15 protein-coding genes are annotated in these 16,992 nt (G+C 72.7%); 7 read left to right on the top strand and 8 right to left on the bottom strand.

The features are described 5' to 3' along the window. Positions 1-3: 3 nt before the first annotated feature. From QMO56_RS14520 to QMO56_RS14485, 8 genes are all read right to left on the bottom strand, one after another. On the bottom strand, positions 4-984 hold the full coding sequence (locus tag QMO56_RS14520) for a tripartite tricarboxylate transporter substrate binding protein (protein WP_283526719.1): 981 nt from the start codon (positions 982-984) through the stop codon (positions 4-6). 668 nt (positions 985-1,652) lie between these two features. After that, positions 1,653-3,656 (bottom strand): response regulator, encoded by a 2,004-nt coding sequence (locus QMO56_RS14515; RefSeq protein ID WP_283526717.1) that lies wholly within the window; start codon positions 3,654-3,656, stop codon positions 1,653-1,655. Then, the gene (locus QMO56_RS14510; protein ID WP_283526716.1) at positions 3,653-5,392 is read right to left on the bottom strand and encodes an ATP-binding protein; all 1,740 of its coding nucleotides are present in this window, start codon (positions 5,390-5,392) and stop codon (positions 3,653-3,655) included. Before QMO56_RS14510 ends, QMO56_RS14515 begins: the two co-directional genes overlap by 4 nt. Continuing rightward, complete coding sequence (locus QMO56_RS14505) at positions 5,389-6,411, bottom strand: SpoIIE family protein phosphatase (protein WP_283526886.1); 1,023 nt, start codon at positions 6,409-6,411, stop codon at positions 5,389-5,391. Before QMO56_RS14505 ends, QMO56_RS14510 begins: the two co-directional genes overlap by 4 nt. Positions 6,412-6,448: 37 nt before the next feature. Then, positions 6,449-6,847: an anti-sigma regulatory factor gene (locus QMO56_RS14500; protein WP_283526714.1), complete on the bottom strand. Its 399-nt coding sequence runs from the start codon at positions 6,845-6,847 to the stop codon at positions 6,449-6,451. Beyond that, on the bottom strand, positions 6,834-7,220 hold the full coding sequence (locus QMO56_RS14495) for an STAS domain-containing protein (protein WP_283526712.1): 387 nt from the start codon (positions 7,218-7,220) through the stop codon (positions 6,834-6,836). Before QMO56_RS14495 ends, QMO56_RS14500 begins: the two co-directional genes overlap by 14 nt. Then, positions 7,217-8,062, bottom strand: a complete 846-nt coding sequence (locus tag QMO56_RS14490; RefSeq protein WP_283526710.1) for an STAS domain-containing protein — start codon at positions 8,060-8,062, stop codon at positions 7,217-7,219. The genes QMO56_RS14495 and QMO56_RS14490 overlap by 4 nt, the downstream gene beginning before the upstream one ends. Before the next feature lie 136 nt (positions 8,063-8,198). Continuing rightward, positions 8,199-8,426: a DUF2934 domain-containing protein gene (locus tag QMO56_RS14485; RefSeq protein WP_283526709.1), complete on the bottom strand. Its 228-nt coding sequence runs from the start codon at positions 8,424-8,426 to the stop codon at positions 8,199-8,201. 222 nt (positions 8,427-8,648) lie between these two features. Between QMO56_RS14485 and QMO56_RS14480 the strand changes: the two genes are divergently transcribed. The 7 genes from QMO56_RS14480 to QMO56_RS14450 all read left to right on the top strand — a co-directional run bounded on the left by QMO56_RS14480 (position 8,649) and on the right by QMO56_RS14450 (position 16,973). Beyond that, positions 8,649-9,494, top strand: a complete 846-nt coding sequence (locus QMO56_RS14480) for a universal stress protein (RefSeq protein ID WP_283526707.1) — start codon at positions 8,649-8,651, stop codon at positions 9,492-9,494. A gap of 132 nt (positions 9,495-9,626) precedes the next feature. After that, on the top strand, positions 9,627-10,049 hold the full coding sequence (locus tag QMO56_RS14475) for a CBS domain-containing protein (RefSeq protein ID WP_283526705.1): 423 nt from the start codon (positions 9,627-9,629) through the stop codon (positions 10,047-10,049). A 99-nt stretch (positions 10,050-10,148) separates the two neighbouring features. Beyond that, the gene (locus QMO56_RS14470; RefSeq protein WP_283526703.1) at positions 10,149-11,507 is read left to right on the top strand and encodes an efflux RND transporter periplasmic adaptor subunit; all 1,359 of its coding nucleotides are present in this window, start codon (positions 10,149-10,151) and stop codon (positions 11,505-11,507) included. Beyond that, positions 11,504-12,730, top strand: a complete 1,227-nt coding sequence (locus tag QMO56_RS14465; RefSeq protein ID WP_283526701.1) for an FtsX-like permease family protein — start codon at positions 11,504-11,506, stop codon at positions 12,728-12,730. The genes QMO56_RS14470 and QMO56_RS14465 overlap by 4 nt, the downstream gene beginning before the upstream one ends. Next, entirely contained in the window at positions 12,723-13,469 is a 747-nt protein-coding gene (locus QMO56_RS14460; protein WP_283526699.1) for an ABC transporter ATP-binding protein, read from the top strand. Before QMO56_RS14465 ends, QMO56_RS14460 begins: the two co-directional genes overlap by 8 nt. Next, a complete protein-coding gene (locus QMO56_RS14455; protein WP_283526697.1) occupies positions 13,466-15,811 on the top strand; it encodes a heavy metal translocating P-type ATPase in 2,346 nt (781 codons plus the stop codon). The genes QMO56_RS14460 and QMO56_RS14455 overlap by 4 nt, the downstream gene beginning before the upstream one ends. An 85-nt stretch (positions 15,812-15,896) precedes the next feature. Then, complete coding sequence (locus QMO56_RS14450; RefSeq protein WP_283526695.1) at positions 15,897-16,973, top strand: NAD(P)-dependent alcohol dehydrogenase; 1,077 nt, start codon at positions 15,897-15,899, stop codon at positions 16,971-16,973. The last annotated feature ends 19 nt before the right edge of the window (positions 16,974-16,992 follow it).

Below are 16,992 nucleotides of genomic sequence, written 5' to 3'. Positions count from 1 at the left end.
CCCTCAGCCCCGCGCCAGGCCCAGCTCGTTCAGCAGGCCCGAGGTGGTCTTGGCGAACTGCTGCATATAGGCCTCGAAGGCCTTCGGGGTCTCCCAGACCGGCACGATGCCGTGCTGCTTCATGGTGTTCTGCACCTCGGGGCGGGCATGGCCCTTCATGGCGGCCTCGATCAGCCGCTTGCGCACCGGCTCCGGCAGGCCGCGCGGTGTCACCAGGGCGAACCAGTTCATGTAGTCCCAGTTCACGCCCAGCTCCCGCAGCGTCGGCACGTCGGGGAAGGAACTCACGCGCTGGTCGGCCATCACCGCCAGCACGCGCACCTGGCCGGCATCGGCCAGGGGCTTGGCCTCGATCGGCGAGCCGGTGAAGACGCTGATGCCGCCGGCCACGAGATCCTGCAGCGCCGGGGCGCCGCCCTGGCTCGGGATCCAGCGGATGGTGTCCACCTCCATGCCCATGGCCTTCGCCATGCCGGCGGCGGCGAGATGCCAGGAGCCGCCGGTGGAGACGCCGGAGCCGGTGAACTTGCCTTTCGGTGCTTCCTTCAGCGCCGCGGCGAAGCTCTTGAAGTCCTTCCACTCGCCCTCCGCCTTCACCGTCACGCCCGCGGGAATGACGGCGATGCGCGAGACCAAGCCGAAGTTCTGCGGCCCCAGCGAGGACTGGCCCAGCACCTTGAAGTTGACCAGCTCGGAAGTGCCGCAGCCGATGGTGTAGCCATCCGGCGAGGCATTGGCGATGGCGGCATGGCCGACGATGCCGTTGCCGCCGGTGCGATTGACGACGTTGACGGGCTGGCCGAGTTCCGCCTCCAGCCCGGTGGCGAAGATGCGCGTGACCGTGTCCGCCCCGCCGCCCGCCGCCCAGGGAACGACCATCGTGACCGGCCGCGTGGGCCAGGATTGCGCCAGCGCGGCGCGGGGCAGCAGGGCGGGCATGGACAGCGCACCGGCAAGGCCGGCAAGGGCGCGACGTGAAATCATTCTTGTCTTTCCTCCTCCTTGGAGGGACGCCCAAGGCAGGGGCGCCCCGACGGATCGGGCGGTGTCTTCCCGGTACGCCGCGCGTCCGGCGGCCCGGCAGCCCACCCCCCGCCGCACCCGGCAACCGGGTGCGGTGCGGACCTCGCCCCGCCCCGCAGGGCAGGGCGTGACCATCATGTAGCGGAACGGGAGAGGGGCCGGCTGGCGCCGCTCACCATGCCGGCGCGGCGACGCCGCGGCACAGGCCCGGGAGAAGCGGTCGAACGAGGGTGGTGGTGAGCCGGCATGCGTCTTCTCCCACGGCGGCCACGTTCCCCGGAGCCGCGCTTTCCCAAGTTGTGGAACTGTATGCAGTATAAATGCAAGAGGCTATCGCGCCCCCGCTGGCCCCTGCACGCCGCGACAGGAAGCAGCCGGCGCCTCATCCTGCGCCACGGCTCCGGACGATTCCGCCCATGGCCCTTCCGCCCATGGCCCTGGCCGCGCCCAGGCACGCAGCCTGCCGGAATTCTCCTGAGGCGTGCGGGGGGAATGCCGATGCCCGGACATCACTTCGAAGGCCTGCCGGGGAGCGCATGATGGGCGCCAAGTGGCACCGCGCGGCGGCGGAAACCGGCAAGCCGCACCGGCGTCTGGCGCGCGGCCTGCTCAGGCACCGAGCGGGTGTGCTAGCCTGCCGCGGCCTGGCTGGACAGCAGCATCCCGACCGCGGCGCCGAGGGAGTCCGGCGCCATCGGCTTGCGCAGCACGGCGAAAGGCCCGCCTTCGGAGAGGGCGCTGACCGCCAGTGTCGCCTCCTCGTCGAGATTGCCCGTCAGCAGGATGCAGGGCAGCCCGGGCCGCTCCCGCCGCGCCTCGCGCAGCAGCTCGATGCCGCTCAGGCCGGGCATGGTGAGGTCGGTCAGCAGCAGGTCGCAGGGGGCGCCTTCCTTCAGCCGGCGCAGCGCCTCCCCCCCGTTCTCCACCACCTCCGCGCGATGACCCAGCCGCTCGAACACGACGCCGAGCACGGAACGCACCAGCGGGTCGTCATCCACCACCAGCAGCTGCGCCGGGGGCATCGCCGGGAGCGCGGGCGCGGCCGGCGCGGCATCCGCCACGGCGGCCTCGCTGAGGGGAAGGAACAGCGTCACCGTCGTCCCCCTGCCGAGCACCGTGTCGATCACCAGCTCGCCGGCCGACTGTTCGGCGAAGCTGCGCGCCATCGCGAGGCCGAGGCCGGTGCCCTGGCCCTTCGGCTTGGTGGTGAAGAAAGGCTCGGTGGCGCGGGCCAGCGTCGCGGCGCTCATGCCGGTGCCATGGTCACGCACCGTCAGCGCCACGCAGGGCCGCTCGCCCTCCCGCGGCGGGGCCACCTTCGCGGCGAGGGTCACGGTGCCGCCCTCCGGCATGGCATCGCGGGCGTTGATGGCCAGATTCAGCAGCACCGTCTCCAGCTGCGGCTTGTCGGCGAAGACGATCATCTCGCCCGCCGGCGGCATGGCTTCCACCACCACCTCGGTGCGGCCGCCGAGCGTGTAGCTCAGCACCTCCCGCACATCCTCCAGCAGCGCGGCGACGTCGAGATGCGCGGCCCGCAACTCGCCGCGCCGGGCGAAGGTGAGCAGCCGGCGGGCGATGGCTGCGCCGCGCTCGGCCGCGTCCGAGACCAGCCCGGACAGCCGGCGCACCATCTCCGGTTCCTCGGCCTGCAGACCCAGCATCCGGGTGCCGCTGAGCACGGTCTGCAGCACATTGTTCATGTCATGCGCAATGCCGCCGGCAAGCTGGCCGAACACCTCCATCTTCTGCGCCTGGCGCAATCCCTCTTCGGCCCGCTTGCGCGCCGTCACGTCCACCAGCGCCGCCAGGGAGCGCAGGAAGCGCCCGGAGGGCTCGCGCTCGGTGCGCACGGAAACCAGCACGTCCACCACGCTGCCATCCTTGCGGCAGAGCTGGAGCTCCACATCGTCGAACCCGTCGCCCGCCAGCACCATCGGCCAGACGATCTCGCGGAAGCGCAGCCTGGCCGCGGGCGGCATGAACTCGGTGATGTGGCGGCCGATCACCTCCTGCCGCGCCGCATAGCCGAAGAACTCCAGCCAGCGGTCGCTGACGATCAGCAGATGGCCCAGGGGGTCCAGGCAGTGCAGCGGCAGCGGGGTGCGGCGATACAGTGCCTCGGCCACCGCCTCGGCGCGCTGCCGCTCGGCGATTTCGGCGACGAGCCGGGCATTGGCGGCGGCCAGATCGGCGGTGCGCTCGCTCACCCGCGCCTCCAGCGTGGCGTTGAGCTGCCGCAGCTCCCATTCCGCCGCCTGCATGCGCAACAGGGCGCGGATCACCGCGATCAGCTCCTCCGGCGCCACGGGCTGGGTCAGGTAGGAGTCCGCGCCCCCCTCCAGCCCGCGCACCCGGTCAGCGCCGCTGATCATCGCCACGGAGATCTGCAGCACCAGGACGGTCGGATAATCCCGCTTGATGCGGCGGCAGACCTCGATGCCGCTGATGTCGGGCAGCTTGACGTCGAGCAGCACCAGCGCCGGGCCCAGCGTGGCGACCTGCCGCAACGCCTCGGCGCCGGTGGCCGCCTCGGCGACGCGAAGGCCGGCGCGCGTCAGGATGCGCGACTTGGCATAGCGCCCCGCCTCGTCGTCATCGACGTTGAGGATCAATGCCCCGGCCTCGCTCATGCCTGCGCCCCCTCCTCCATTCCCGGCAGGATGCGCCGTAGAGCCCGGGCGATGGCATCCCGGCCGAGGCTTTCCTTCGGCAGCAGGATCGCTCCCGGCGGCAGCATCGCCTGCAGCCCGGCATCGATCACCGAGGCGGTGGCGATCACCACCGGGATGGCGCGCGTCTCCGGCATTTCCGCCAGGCCGCGCAGCACGGCGAAGCCATCGAAGTCCGGCATCCGCAGGTCGAGCATGATGGCCCGGGGCAGCGCGGCGCGCGCCATCGCCAGCCCCTCCCGCCCGCCGGACGCCTCGATCACGGGATAGCCGAGTTCGCCGATCCACTGCCGGAAGACGTAGCGGAAGCTTTCATCGTCGTCGATCACCAGGACCGACGCCGCCCCGGCCGGCGCCAGCGATGCCAGGTCAGGCTGCACGGGCAGGCCGAGCGGCAGGCAGAGGCGGAACACCGAGCCCTCCCCGAGCCTGCTCTCCACCGTGATGCGCCCGCCCAGCAGCTCCGCGAGCCGGCGCGACAGCGGCAGGCCGAGGCCGGTGCCCTTGTGCCGTGCCCGGCCCCCGCCCGCGACCTGCGCACTCTCCACCTGCGAGAACTCGTCGAAGACCCGCTCCAGGTCCTCGGGCGCGATGCCGATGCCGGTGTCGGCCACGGTGAGGACCATTGTCTCGCCCTCCAGCGCGGCGCTGACGCGCACCGTGCCGGCCTGGGTGAACTTCAGCCCGTTGGAGACGAAGTTGCGCAGGATCTGCGCCACCTTGCCCTCGTCCGCATGGAGCGGCGGCAGGCCGGTGGCGTCGTCGAAGGTCAGTTCCACGGCGGCGTTCGGCTGCAGCGGCCGCAGCGAGGCGCGCAGGCCGCCAAACATCTCCGCCACCGAGAACACGGCCGGCCGCAGCGTGACCTTGCCGGCTTCCACCTTCGCCAGATCCAGCAGGTCGTCCACCATCTCCATCAGGTTCTCGGCCGAGCGGCGCATGAGCTGCACCTGCTTCTCCTGCTCCGCCGTGAGCGGCCCGTCGGCGCGTTCGAGCAGCAGGCGCGACAGCGCCAGGATCGAGTTCAGCGGCGTGCGGAACTCGTGGCTCATGTTGGAGAGGAAGCGCGACTTCAGCTCGCTGGCCCGGCGCAGCGCCTCGGCGCGCTCGTCCAGCTCCGCATGCAGCGCGACGACGCCGCGGTTGGTGTCCTCCAGCTCGGCGTTGAGCCGGACCATCTCCTCCTGGCGCTGGCGCAGCTCGTCCAGGCTGCGGACCAGCTCGATGTTCTGCTCGTACAGCGCCCGATGCGGATCGGCAATCTGCTCCGTGCGCAGGCGGCGGATGATCTCCTCGGGCGGCGGCGCCGCCGCGCGGGGCGGCAGCAGGATCGTCAGCCGGATCTGGCGCTCGCCGCCCGGCAGGACGTCCTGATGCACGAGGTCCGCCAGACGCTGCGCGGCCTCGATGCCACTCAGCGGGCCGCCCGGCCGCGCGGACGGGGGGGCGGGCGACGGGGCATGGTGGCGGATGACGGCGCAAAAGGCGGGCTGCGGCGCGCCGAGCAGCAGGAGGCGCGCCTCTCCCCCGCCATGCTGCACCGCATGACGCGCCACCTCCGAGACGGCGGTCGCCATCCGGGTCTGGCCGCGCGGCTCCAGGCCGAGCATCTCGGCGATGTGGCGCGCGGACTGGCGGGCAGCAGCGACATCCATCTCCCGCTCCAGGGGCAGCGTGAAGAGCAGGGTCTCGGTCATCGGCGCTCCCCCCATCGCGCCACCAGCACGGTAGCGTCATCGCGCGCGCGGCCGAAGTCACGGTACAGTACCGCAGCGATCAGGCTGGGATGCAGGACGGAGAGGCCTGGATAGTCCTCCAGCCGCCAGCCGTTGGCAATGCCGTCGGAGTGCAGCACCAGCAGCGGCGGCGCCGGCAGGGTGCAGGCGAAATCCTGGAAGCGGCGCGCGGCATGCCCCAGCGTGCCGTTCATCGACACCATGCGCCGCACCTCGCCGCCGCCAAGCACCACCCCGGCGATGTTGCCGAGGCCGGCGAAGGTGACCGTCATGCCCTGCAGGCGCGCGATCGCGGCGGCGGCGCCGCGGGTGGGGCGCAATTCACCATGCATCGCCTCCAGCATGGCCGCCGGGCCACGGCCGGAAAGGCCGAAGAAGCAGCGGAGCGCCGCCGTGGCGGCCTGGGCGGCCGCCGGGCCATGGCCGAGCCCGTCCGCCACCACCACTTCCAGCCCGTCCGGCAGGGCACGGACGCCCCAGGCGTCGCCGCAGACCTCCTGCCCCGCCAGGGCGACCGAAACCGCGCCCCATTCGGCCTGCCCCGCCGGCGCCGGCGCCGGGCCAGGGCGGGCACGGCGAGGAATCCGCGCCAGCATCGCCGTGCCCTGGCCCGGGCGGGAGAAGATCTCGAACAGCGCCGATTGCCGCGCGATGGCGCCCAGCCCCTGTCCGGCACTGCCGGCAGTCGAGAAGCCATCCCGCCGGCAGGCCACGACATCGGCCATGCCCGGTCCGCGATCGAGCGCCAGCAGCTCGATCCCGCCCTCATCCGGCTCCGCGGCGCCGGCAAGGCTGCCATAGGCACCCACCAGCAACGTGCCGCGCCCGGCATGCTTCACCAAATTGGTGGCCATCTCGGTCGCCACCAGCGCAACGGCGCCAAGTCCGGCCTCACCCATCCCCTGTCCGGCGGCGAGGGTGACGGCCTCCCGCCGTGCCGCCGCCACGCCGCTCGGATCCTCCACCGCCCAGGCATACATGGTCACAGTGCGTCTATGCCTCTTCGGTGGGTTCGCATCACTTCCAGCGCGTGATGGTGACGCGCGTTCCCCGGCCGGGTTGCGACACAAGCTCGAACTCGTTGGAGAGCCGCCGTGCGCCACCGAGGCCAAGGCCAAGCCCGCGGCCGGTGGTGAAGCCGTCGCGCAATGCCTGCTCGACGTCCGCGATGCCGGGCCCCTGGTCCTCGAACTCCAGGCGCAGCCCGGACCGCCCGCCGTTGCGCAGTTCGGTAAGCCGCACCGTGCCGCCGCCGCCATAGTCCAGCGCATTGCGCGCCAGCTCGCTCGCCGCCGTCACGATCTTCGTCTGGTCGACGAGGCTGAAGCCCAGCGCCTGGGCACGGGCGCGCACTTCCTGGCGCACCCGCACCACGTCGTCGGAGGAGCGGATCTCCCGCAGGTCACCGCCGCTCAACGTCCCCCTCCGCCTCCGCGTCGTCGCGCCGGCGGAGCAGGGCCATGCCCCGCTCGACGTCCAGGGCCGTCCGGATGCCGGGGAGTTCCAGCCCCAGCTCCACGAGGGTGATGGCGACCGCCGGCCGCATGCCCACCACCACCGTCTCGGCATCCAGCACGCGCGACACCGAGGCGATGGCATGCAGCATGCGGCCGATGAAGCTGTCCACCACCTCCAGCGCGGAGATGTCGATCAGCACGCCGCGCGCGCCGGTGGCCCAGATCTTCTGCGTCAGGTCCTCCTCCAGCGCCAGGGCCAGCTCGTCATGCATGTCCACCTGGATGGTGACCAGCAGCGCCTGCCCCAGCCGGAGGATCGGGATGCGGTTCATGCGCCGGGGCGCGCGACGGGCGCGGCGCGGCCCACGCTCTGCCCGACGCGGCGCAGCGCGAGCGCGAAGGCATCGGCCAGCGAGGCCTTGGTCACCACGTTGAGATCCACCCCGAGATGCACCATGGTCTGCGCGATCTGCGGCCGGATGCCGCTGATGATGCAGTCCGCCCCCATCAGCCGCGCGGCGGCGATGGTCTTCAGCAGGTGCTGTGCCACCAGCGTGTCCACCGTCGGCACGCCGGTGATGTCGATGATGGCAATCTCCGCATTCAGGTCGACAATATTCTGAAGCAGATTCTCCATCACCACCTGGGTGCGCTCGCTGTCGAGCGTGCCGATCAGCGGCAGGGCCAGCACGCCGTCCCACAGCTTGACGACAGGGGTGGAGAGTTCGGAGATCTCGCGCTGCTGGCGGGCGATGACCTCCTCGCGCGCGCGCTGATAGGCCTCGAAGGTGTAGAGGCCGAAACCGTCAAGCAGCCGGGTCAGGGCCCAGGCGGCGTCCGCGTCCTGCTGCAGGGTGCGGAACATCGCCTCCTTGAGCGCGAAGATGAAAGTCGCCGTCTCCGTCGGAGTGAAGCCTTGGATGGCGCGGCTGCGCGAGAGCTCGCGCAGAACGTCGCGCAGCTCCGTGAAGGCGGGATCCTGCACGGCCTCGGCGCCCTCGGCAAGGCCACGGCGCAGCAGGGAGAGGAAGCGCTCACACTGCACCCGCAGCTCGGCGCTGGAGACGCGGCCGCTGCCCAGCCCGCCGTCCACCTCCTGCAGGCGCAGCCATTCACTGACGATCGCCGCCTCCTCCTGCGCGATGAGCCGGGCGGCAGTTTGGGTATCGGGCAAGGGGCGCTCCTCAGGCCGGAATCAGAGGGGCAGACCATAAGGCGCAGCCTGTGCCGCCACAATCGTGAGATTCGTTCCGGGCGGGGGAGCGGAACCCGGCCCTGCGCAGGTGCCGCGCCGTTCCCGCACGCGAATCCTAGGCCGCGCGCTCCCCGGTGATGCCGGTATGCGAGGGCGGATCGCTGGCGGGGAAACTGTCCTCGCCCTCGGCGTCGAGCCGGTGCTCCTCCGCTTCGTGTTCCGCGGCCTCCAGCGCCGCACGCGCCTCAAGCCAGTGGGCCTCTGCCATCCCCTCCGGCTGGCCGGCCTGCAGCCACAGGAAATAGGCACGTTCACGGATACGCTGCTCCAGATCGTCTCGCATGCCGGGCATACCTTCTCTATCAGGGATACGCAGATGGAGCCCGAACCGGTCCCGGCCCGGATCACCGCTGCGGCCACAGGCGAAACCTTAGCGCGCAGGCCGGCCTCGCGGGCTGATATTGATCAGGGCGCCGCACCGGGCAGGGCCTAGGCTCCGCCGCGATCCCAAGGCGTGACGCCACGGGGCGAAGGCGACGGCCCCCGGAGCGGCCAGGAGGATGCGATGCGGCTGAAGGACATTCTCGTGCATCTCGATGCGAGCGAACAGGGCGAGGCGCGGCTACGGCTGGCCGCAGGCCTGGCGCGGCAGCATGAGGCGCATCTGACCGGTCTGTTCACGGTGGACGTGACGCTGCCGGCGATGGCGACGGCCGAGGCCGGCGGGGCGGCGATGCTGGCCGACATGCTGGAGAGGATGCGGCAGGACAGCCTGGCCGAGGCGGCGAAGGCGCGCCGCAGCTTCGAGGAACTGCTGCGGCGCGAGGGGCAGGCCGGCGAATGGCGTCTGGTCGAGGGCGAGGCGTCGGCACTGCTGGCACTGCACACGCGCTACGCCGACCTCGCGGTGGTCGGCCAGGCCGACCCCCAGGGTGAACAGCCGGCGGCGCGGGCGCTGATCGAGGCGGTGCTGTTCGCCTCCGGGCGGCCGGTGCTGGTGGTGCCGCAGGTCGGCCGCTTCGAGAGCGTGGGCCGGCGCGTGCTGATTGGCTGGAACGCCAGCCGGGAGGCGGCACGCGCGGTGAACGACGCGCTGCCGCTGATCGCCAGTGCGGAGCGGACGACGGTGCTCGCCGTCAACCCGCGCCAGGGCCTCAGCGGGCATGGCGCCGAGCCGGGCGCCGACATCGCCCTGCACCTGGCCCGCCATGGGCTCCAGGTGGAGGTGGAGCACAGCATCGCCCCCGAGGTCGGCGATGGCGACATGCTGCTCAACCGGGCCGCCGAACTTTCCGCCGACCTGCTGGTGATCGGCGCCTATGGCCATTCCCGCCTGCGCGAGATGGTGCTCGGCGGCGTCACCCGCATGCTGCTCCGGCAGATGACCCTCCCCGTCCTCCTGTCCCACTGACTGTCCCATTGAGGCCGGGCGGCCGATGAAATGGCCGCGAGCGCGGCCGGGCGCCGCGCCGGCCCTGCGCTCGATCAGTGCCGGCGCGGCCCCGCTCCGCTGCACTTCGACGCCAGCAGGAGGAGCAGCGCCATGCACGATCGCACGATGGGCGAGATCGTCCGGGACCAGAAGCCGCTGATGATGGGGCCCGAGGCCTCGATCGCCGAGGCCTGTGCCGCGATGTACGGGCGTCGCGTCGGCGCCGTCCTGGTCGTGGAGGACAGGGACCGGCTGATCGGCATCTTCACCGGACGGGACGCGGTGCGCTGCCTGGCCGAGGGCTGCGACGCCACGCACACGCCGCTGCGGCGCGTCATGACCCGCGATCCCGTCACCCTGACGCCGGAGCAGGATGCGATGGGCGCCCTGCGCCTGCTCAGCGATGGCGGGTTCCGGCACCTGCCGGTCTGCCAGGAGGGGCGGGTGCGCGGAATCGTCTCGCGCTACGACTTCCGCGCCCGCGAACACCTGCACCTGGACGAGGAGACGAAGTTCTTCGAGATCCTGCGCTGAGCGGGCGCGGCTTGACCTTCCTCAATGCGGAGGCGCGCGGCGGACCGCAGTATGGGCTTTGCATGCCGGACCTCCGCTCCGGCGACTGAGGGATGCACCATGTCTGCCGACCCTGGGCGCGGCGCAGATCGCACGGATGCGCGAGGCGCGCCCGCACCCCCTGCCGCCCCGCCACTGCCGATGGCGCTCGCCAAGCCGCCTCCCGCCCCGCGCAGCCCGCTTCCGCTGGCGACGCATGACGGCGCACCGGGCCTGCGCCTGCGGACGTCCTGGCGCCGCCTGCTGCTGCTCGCGGTCCTGCTGGCCGCGGCCGGTGCCGTGGTCGTGCCGCGCCTGCTCGGGCCCGTGATCCAGGCCGAGCCGGTGCAGCGCGGCATGCTGGTGCAGACCCTGGTGGCGAGCGGCCGGGTGGAGACGCCGCACCGGGTGAACATCGGCAGTCAGCTCACCGGGGTCGTGGTGGAGGTGCCGGTCCGGGAGGGGCAGGCCGTCGAGGCGGGGCAGCCGCTCGTCACGCTCGACGACCGTGAGCTGTGGGCCGGCATGGAGCAGGCCGAGGGCGCCGTGGCGGAGGCCGAGGCCCGGCTGCGGCAGATGGCCGAGGTGACCCTCCCCATGGCGCAGGAGAGCCTTCAGCAGGCGCAGGCCACCCTGCTGAACGCGCAGCAACAGCATGACCGCGCTGCGCGGCTGCATGCCAGTGGTTTCCAGACCCAGACCGAGCTGGAAAGCACGCGGAAGGCGCTGGACGTGGCGCGGGCGCAGGTCCGCGCGGCGCAGCTCCAGGCCGCCGGCAACGCGCCGGGCGGCACCGAATACGCGGCGGCGGAGGCGGCCCTGCGGCAGGCCCGGGCGGCCCTGCGGGCGGCGCAGTCCCGCCTCGACCACACGCGGATCCGCGCGCCGGTGGCCGGCACCCTGATCGGCCGCAACGTGGAACCCGGCTGGGTGGTGCAGCCCGGCCAGGTTCTGATGGCGCTTTCGCCCGCCGGGGAGACGCAGATCGTGGTGCAGATCGATGAAAAGAACCTGGGCCGCATCGCGCCCGGACAGCGGGCCCTGGCTTCGGCGGATGCCTATCCCGACCAGCGCTTCGCGGCGGAACTGGCCTATGTCAATCCCGCGGTGGACCCGGAGCGCGCCTCGGTCGAGGCGAAGCTCATCGTGCCCTCGCCGCCCGACTATCTGCGGCAGGACATGACCGTCTCGGTGGATATGGTGGTCGCCGAACGGGCGGATACCCTGATCCTCCCCGTCTCCGCCGTGCATGACGCCGCCATGGCCAGCCCTTGGGTGCTCAAGGTCGAGGGCAACCATGCTCGGCGCCAGCCCGTGCGGATCGGCCTGCGCGGACCGAGCCAGGTCGAGATCCTGGAAGGCCTGCGGGAGGGCGACCGCGTCGTTCCCGCCGCCGCGGCCGTGGCCGACGGAGACCGCCTGCGGGTGGCAAGGGAATGAGCCGCTGGCTGCCCTTCGAATGGATCGCCGCCCTGCGTTTCCTGCGCGAAGGGTGGATGCAGACATTCTTCATCCTCGCCGGCATCACCATCGGCGTCGGCGTCATCGTGTTCATGTCGGCGCTGCTGGCCGGGCTGCAGAGCAATTTCCTGCAGCGTGTGCTCAACGCCCAGGCGCAGATCATGCTTCTGCCGCCCGACGAGGTCGCGCGGCCGCTGCGCGACGGCCCCGGCATCGTCGAGGACGCGGTGGTGCAGCGCCCGACGCAGCGGCTCCGCTCCATCGACCAATGGCAGGCCGTGCAGACGCAGATGGCGACGACATCGGGGGTCACCATGACCTCGCCCGTCGCCTCCGGGGCGGCGCTCGCGCTACGGGGCGAGGCGAGCCGCTCGATCACCCTCACCGGCGTGGAGCCGGAGAGCTACTTCCGCATCGTCAGGCTGCCGGACAGCATCGTCGCCGGGCAGGCGCGGCTGCTGAACGACGAGATCATCATCGGCACCGATCTCGCCACCGCCCTGGGCGTCGCCCTCGGCGACAAGCTGCGCGTCACCGCCGCCTCCGGCCGGGATGCGACGCTGACCGTCAGCGGGCTGTTCGACCTCGGCAACCGGCAGGTCAACGAGCGGAACACCTACGTGGCGCTGCGCACGGCACAGAGCCTGCTCAATCTCATCGGCGGGGTGACCAGCCTGCAGCTCACGGTGCAGGACGCCTATGCGGCCGAGACCATGGCGCAGGCGATCCAGGGCGCGACCGGCGTGCGCGCCGACAGCTGGATCCGCACCAACATGGAGTTCTTCACCGCGGTGAACGCGCAGCGCACGGCCAACACCGTGATCCGCCTTTCCGTCGGTCTCTCGGTCGCGCTCGGGATCGCCAGCGTGCTGGTGGTCTCCGTCGTCCAGCGCTCGCGCGAGATCGGCATCCTGCGCGCGATGGGCGGCACGCGCGGGCAGATCCTCCGCATCTTCCTGATCCAGGGCGGCGTGCTCGGCCTGCTGGGTTCGCTGAGCGGTTCCGGGCTGGGCTTCGCCGCGCTGGTCCTGTGGCATCGCTGGGCCCGGCAGGCCGATGGCAGCGAGCTGTTCCCGCTGACGATCCAGCCGGACCTGTTCCTCGCCGCCATGGGGGTCGCCACCCTGACCGGCGTGCTGGCCGCCATGGCCCCCGCCCTGCGCGCCGCGCGGCTCGACCCGGTGGTGGCGATCCGTGGCTGATCCTGCCCCCCTCCCCGCCATGCCCGCCGAGGTCCTGCGCCTGGAGGATATCCGCAAGTCCTTCAACCTCGGCACGCCGCTGGAGACCGAGGTGCTGCATGGCATCGACCTGATGCTGCGGCGGGGCGAGTTCTGCGCGCTGATCGGCCCCTCCGGCTCGGGCAAGAGCACGCTGCTCAACCTGATCGGCCTGCTCGACCGCCCGACCGCCGGGCGGCTCTTCATCGAGGGCCACGACACGCGCGCGCTGGACGACGCGGCGCTGACCCGGCTGCGCGGCCACAGCATCGGCTTCGTCTTTCAGTATCATCACCTGATCGGCGCCTTCACCGCCGCGGAGAACGTGATGATGCCTCTGCTGCTGGACCGCGGCCACCCCGACGATACGATGCGCTCCACGGCCGAGGACCTGCTGGACCGCGTGGGCCTGCTGCCCTGGAAGGAAAGCCGCGTCGGCAATCTCTCGGGCGGGCAGCAGCAGCGTGTGGCGATCGCTCGCGCGCTGGCGATGAATCCCGCCCTGGTGCTGGCGGACGAGCCGACCGGCAATCTCGATACCAGGAGCGCCGACGGGGTCTTCGCCCTGATGCGGGAGGTGAACCGGACGCATGGCACGGCCTTCCTGATCGTCACCCATGATCCTCGCCTGGCCCGGCGCTGCGACCGGATCGTCGAGGTGGTGGATGGGCGCATCGTCACGAACGAGGCGGTCGTCCATTCCGCGGCGGAGGAGGCATGAGCGCCGGGCACCCTGAGGCTGCGCCCGCCCTTGCCCGGCTGCGTCCCTTCCTCCTGCTCCTCCTGGCCCTGGCCGGCGCCGCAACCGGGCTGGGCCTGTGGCTGGGCGGCCGGGGCGAGGCGGCGACCCTCGCCTGGGCCGCCGTGACGCTGCTGGCCGGCGCGCATGTCGCCTTCGCCGTGCTGCGCGCGCTGGCCGGCGGGCGCCTCGGCGTCGATGTCATCGCGCTGGCCGCCATGGCCGCCGCCCTGGCGCTCGGGGAGGCCGCCACAGGCGCGGTGATCGCCCTGATGGTCGCTGGCGGCGAGGCGCTGGAGGCCTGGGCGGCGGGCCGCGCCACCCGCGCCCTCTCCGATCTGATGGCTCGTGCCCCGCGCCGCGCCGCGCGGGTAAGCGGCGCGGGGATCGAGGAGATCGGGGTGGAGGCGATCCGCCCGGACGACATCCTGCTGATCCGGCCCGGCGAGACCGTGCCCGCCGACGGCGCCCTGCTGGACGAGGCGGCGCTGCTGGACGAAAGCGTGCTGACCGGCGAGCCGCTGCCCGCCGCAGCCACCGCCGGCGCCGCCCTGCGCAGCGGCGCGGTGAATGCCGGCCAGGCCTTCCGGATGCGGGCGAGTTCCGACGCGGCGGCCAGCACCTACGCCGCCATCCTGCGGCTGGCCAGCGCGGCGGCGGAGACGCGCCCGCCCCTGGCGCGGCTCGCTGACCGCTGGGCGCTGGGCTTCGTCGGCTTCACCGCGGCCATGGCGGGCGGCGCCTGGATCCTGGCCGGCGAGCCGGTGCGGGCGCTGGCGGTGCTGGTGGTGGCCACGCCCTGCCCGCTGATCCTGGCGGCCCCGATCGCCCTGGTGGCGGGGATCGGGCGGGCGGCGCGGCGCGGCATCGTGGTGAAGGATGGCGGTGCGCTGGAGCGCCTGGCGCGCATCCGCACCGTGCTGTTCGACAAGACCGGCACCCTCACCCCCGGCCGGCCGCGCCTCGCCATGCTGGAGGCCGAGCCGGGGCTGGGGCGCGAGGCGGCGCTGCGGCTGGCCGCGGCCCTGGCGCAGGGCTCGACCCATCCGGTTTCGGCCGCCCTCGTCGCGGCGGCCCGGGGGCGCGGCCTGCAACTGCCCTCGCCCGAGCGGGTCAGCGAGGTGCCGGGGGGCGGCCTGTCCGGCACCGTCGAAGGGACGGAGGCCGCGTTGGGAAGCGAGGCCTTCCTTCGGCAGCGCGGCATCCTCCCGGCGGAGCAACTGGGCGCGGTGGCCTCGGTGGCCGCGGCGGCGGGCGCGGTCGCCTGGCTCGCGGTCAGCGGACAGGCCGCCGCCGCCTTCGTCATGGCGGACGGGCTGCGGCCGGAGGCCCCGCGCGCGGTGCGGCGCCTGCGCGCCCTCGGCGTCAGGCGGCTGGTGATGGTGACGGGCGACCGTGCCGCCGCCGCCGCGCCGATCGGCGTGGCGCTGCGGCTGGATGCGGTGCTGGCCGACCGCTCGCCCGCCGAGAAGGTGGAGGCGGTCCGGCAGGAGGCGGCGCGCGCACCCACGGCCATGATCGGCGACGGGGTGAACGACGCGCCGGCCCTCGCGGCCGCCGATGTCGGCATCGCCATGGGCGCCCACGGCACCGCCGCCGCCGCCGAGGCGGGCGACGTCGTGCTCATGGTGGACCGGCTGGACCGCGCCGCCGAGGCCCTCGCCATCGCGCGCCGTTCCCGCCGCATCGCGCTGCAGGCGATCGTCCTGGGCATGGGGCTCTCGGGCGCGGCGATGGTCGCGGCCGCCGCCGGGCTGCTGGCGCCGCTCGCCGGTGCCGTGCTGCAGGAGGCGATCGACATCGCCGCCATTCTCTTCGCCCTCACGGCGCTCCGGCCCGGCCGCGGCGAGGCCGTGCCGGAGCCGGTCCCCGCCGGGGCCGGTCTGGTGGAACGCATGGCCGAGCATGCCAGCCTGCGCCACCTGGCCAGGATGCTGCGCGAGGCCGGCGAGGCGATTTCGGAGACACCAGCCTCCCTGCCGGCGCTGCGTGGGCTGGAGGCGCGGCTCCGCGCCGAGCTTCTGCCGCACCAGCGGAAGGAGGAAGCCGCGCTCTACCCGGCCGCCGCCGGGCGGCTGGGCGGGCGCGATCCGATGGGAGCGCTGGTCCGCATGCATACGGAGATCGAGGCGCAGGTGGAGCGCATCTCGGCCCTGCTGAACCTCGCGGACGGGGAGACGGGCTGGGCCGGCGCCGCCCCGGAACTGCGCCGCAGCCTGTTCGCGCTGGAGGCGCTGCTGGCGCTGCATCTCGCGGCGGAGGAGGAGGTGCTGACCGACCTGACGGGCGACCAGCTTCCGCAGGACCAGCGCGCGGAAGCGTGAGACGGGCAGGCGCGTGGCCTGCGCTCGATCAGGGCGTCGGCCAGCCGGGGGGGCTTCCCTGCACGGCATAGCCAGGGAGGCAAGCATGCCGAAGACCATGAAGGCCGCCGTCTTCGTCCGGCCGGGCCGGATCGAGCTGCGGGAGAAGCGCGTGCCGGAGGTGGGCCCGCTGGACGCGCTGCTGCGTATCACCACCACCACCATCTGCGGCACCGACGTGCACATCCTGAAGGGCGAGTACCCGGTGGCCGAGGGGCTCACCATCGGTCACGAGCCGGTGGGCGTGATCGAGCGGCTGGGCGGGGCGGTGAAGGGTTATCGCGAGGGGCAGCGGGTGATCGCCGGGGCCATCACGCCGAGCGGCCACAGCAATGCCTGCCTCTGCGGCTTCTGCTCGCAGGACGGCGCCGGCACCGCGCATGGCTGGAAGCCCCTCGGCGGCTGGAAGTTCGGCAACACGATCGACGGCTGCCAGGCGGACTACGTGCTGGTGCCGGATGCGATGGCCAACCTCGCGCCCGTGCCGGAAGGGCTGACCGACGAGCAGGTGCTGATGTGCCCGGACATCATGTCCACCGGCTTCGGCGGGGCGGAGAGCGGGCATATCCGCATCGGCGACACGGTGGCCGTCTTCGCCCAGGGGCCGATCGGCCTCTGCGCCACGGGCGGCGCCAGGCTGATGGGTGCCACCACCATCATCGCCGTGGACCGCGTGCCGGAACGGCTGGAAATGGCGCGGCGGCTGGGCGCCGACCATGTGGTGGATTTCTCGCAGGAGAACCCGGTGGAGGCGATCCGCCGGATCACCGGCGGGCGCGGCGTGGATGTCGCGATCGAGGCCCTGGGCACCCAGGGCACCTTCGAGGCAGCGCTGCGCGTGCTGCGGCCGGGCGGCACGCTCTCCTCGCTCGGGGTCTATTCCAGCGACCTGCGCATTCCGCTGGATGCCTTCGCCGCCGGCCTCGGCGATCACCGCATCATCACCACCCTCTGCCCCGGCGGCAAGGAGCGGATGCGGCGGCTGATGGAGGTGATCGCCGGCGGGCGGCTGGACCTGAAGCCATTGGTGACCCACCGCTTCCCGCTCGACCGGATCGAGGAAGCCTATGACCTGTTCAGCCATCAGCGCGACGGCGTGCTGAAGGTCGCCATCACGCCGTGAGATGCGGGAGGGCAGGCTG

Source organism: Roseomonas sp. E05 (genome assembly GCF_030063475.1).
Lineage (GTDB): Bacteria > Pseudomonadota > Alphaproteobacteria > Acetobacterales > Acetobacteraceae > Pseudoroseomonas.
Note: the sequence above shows the minus strand (reverse complement) of the source record. Positions and strands in the feature narration are given on the sequence as shown.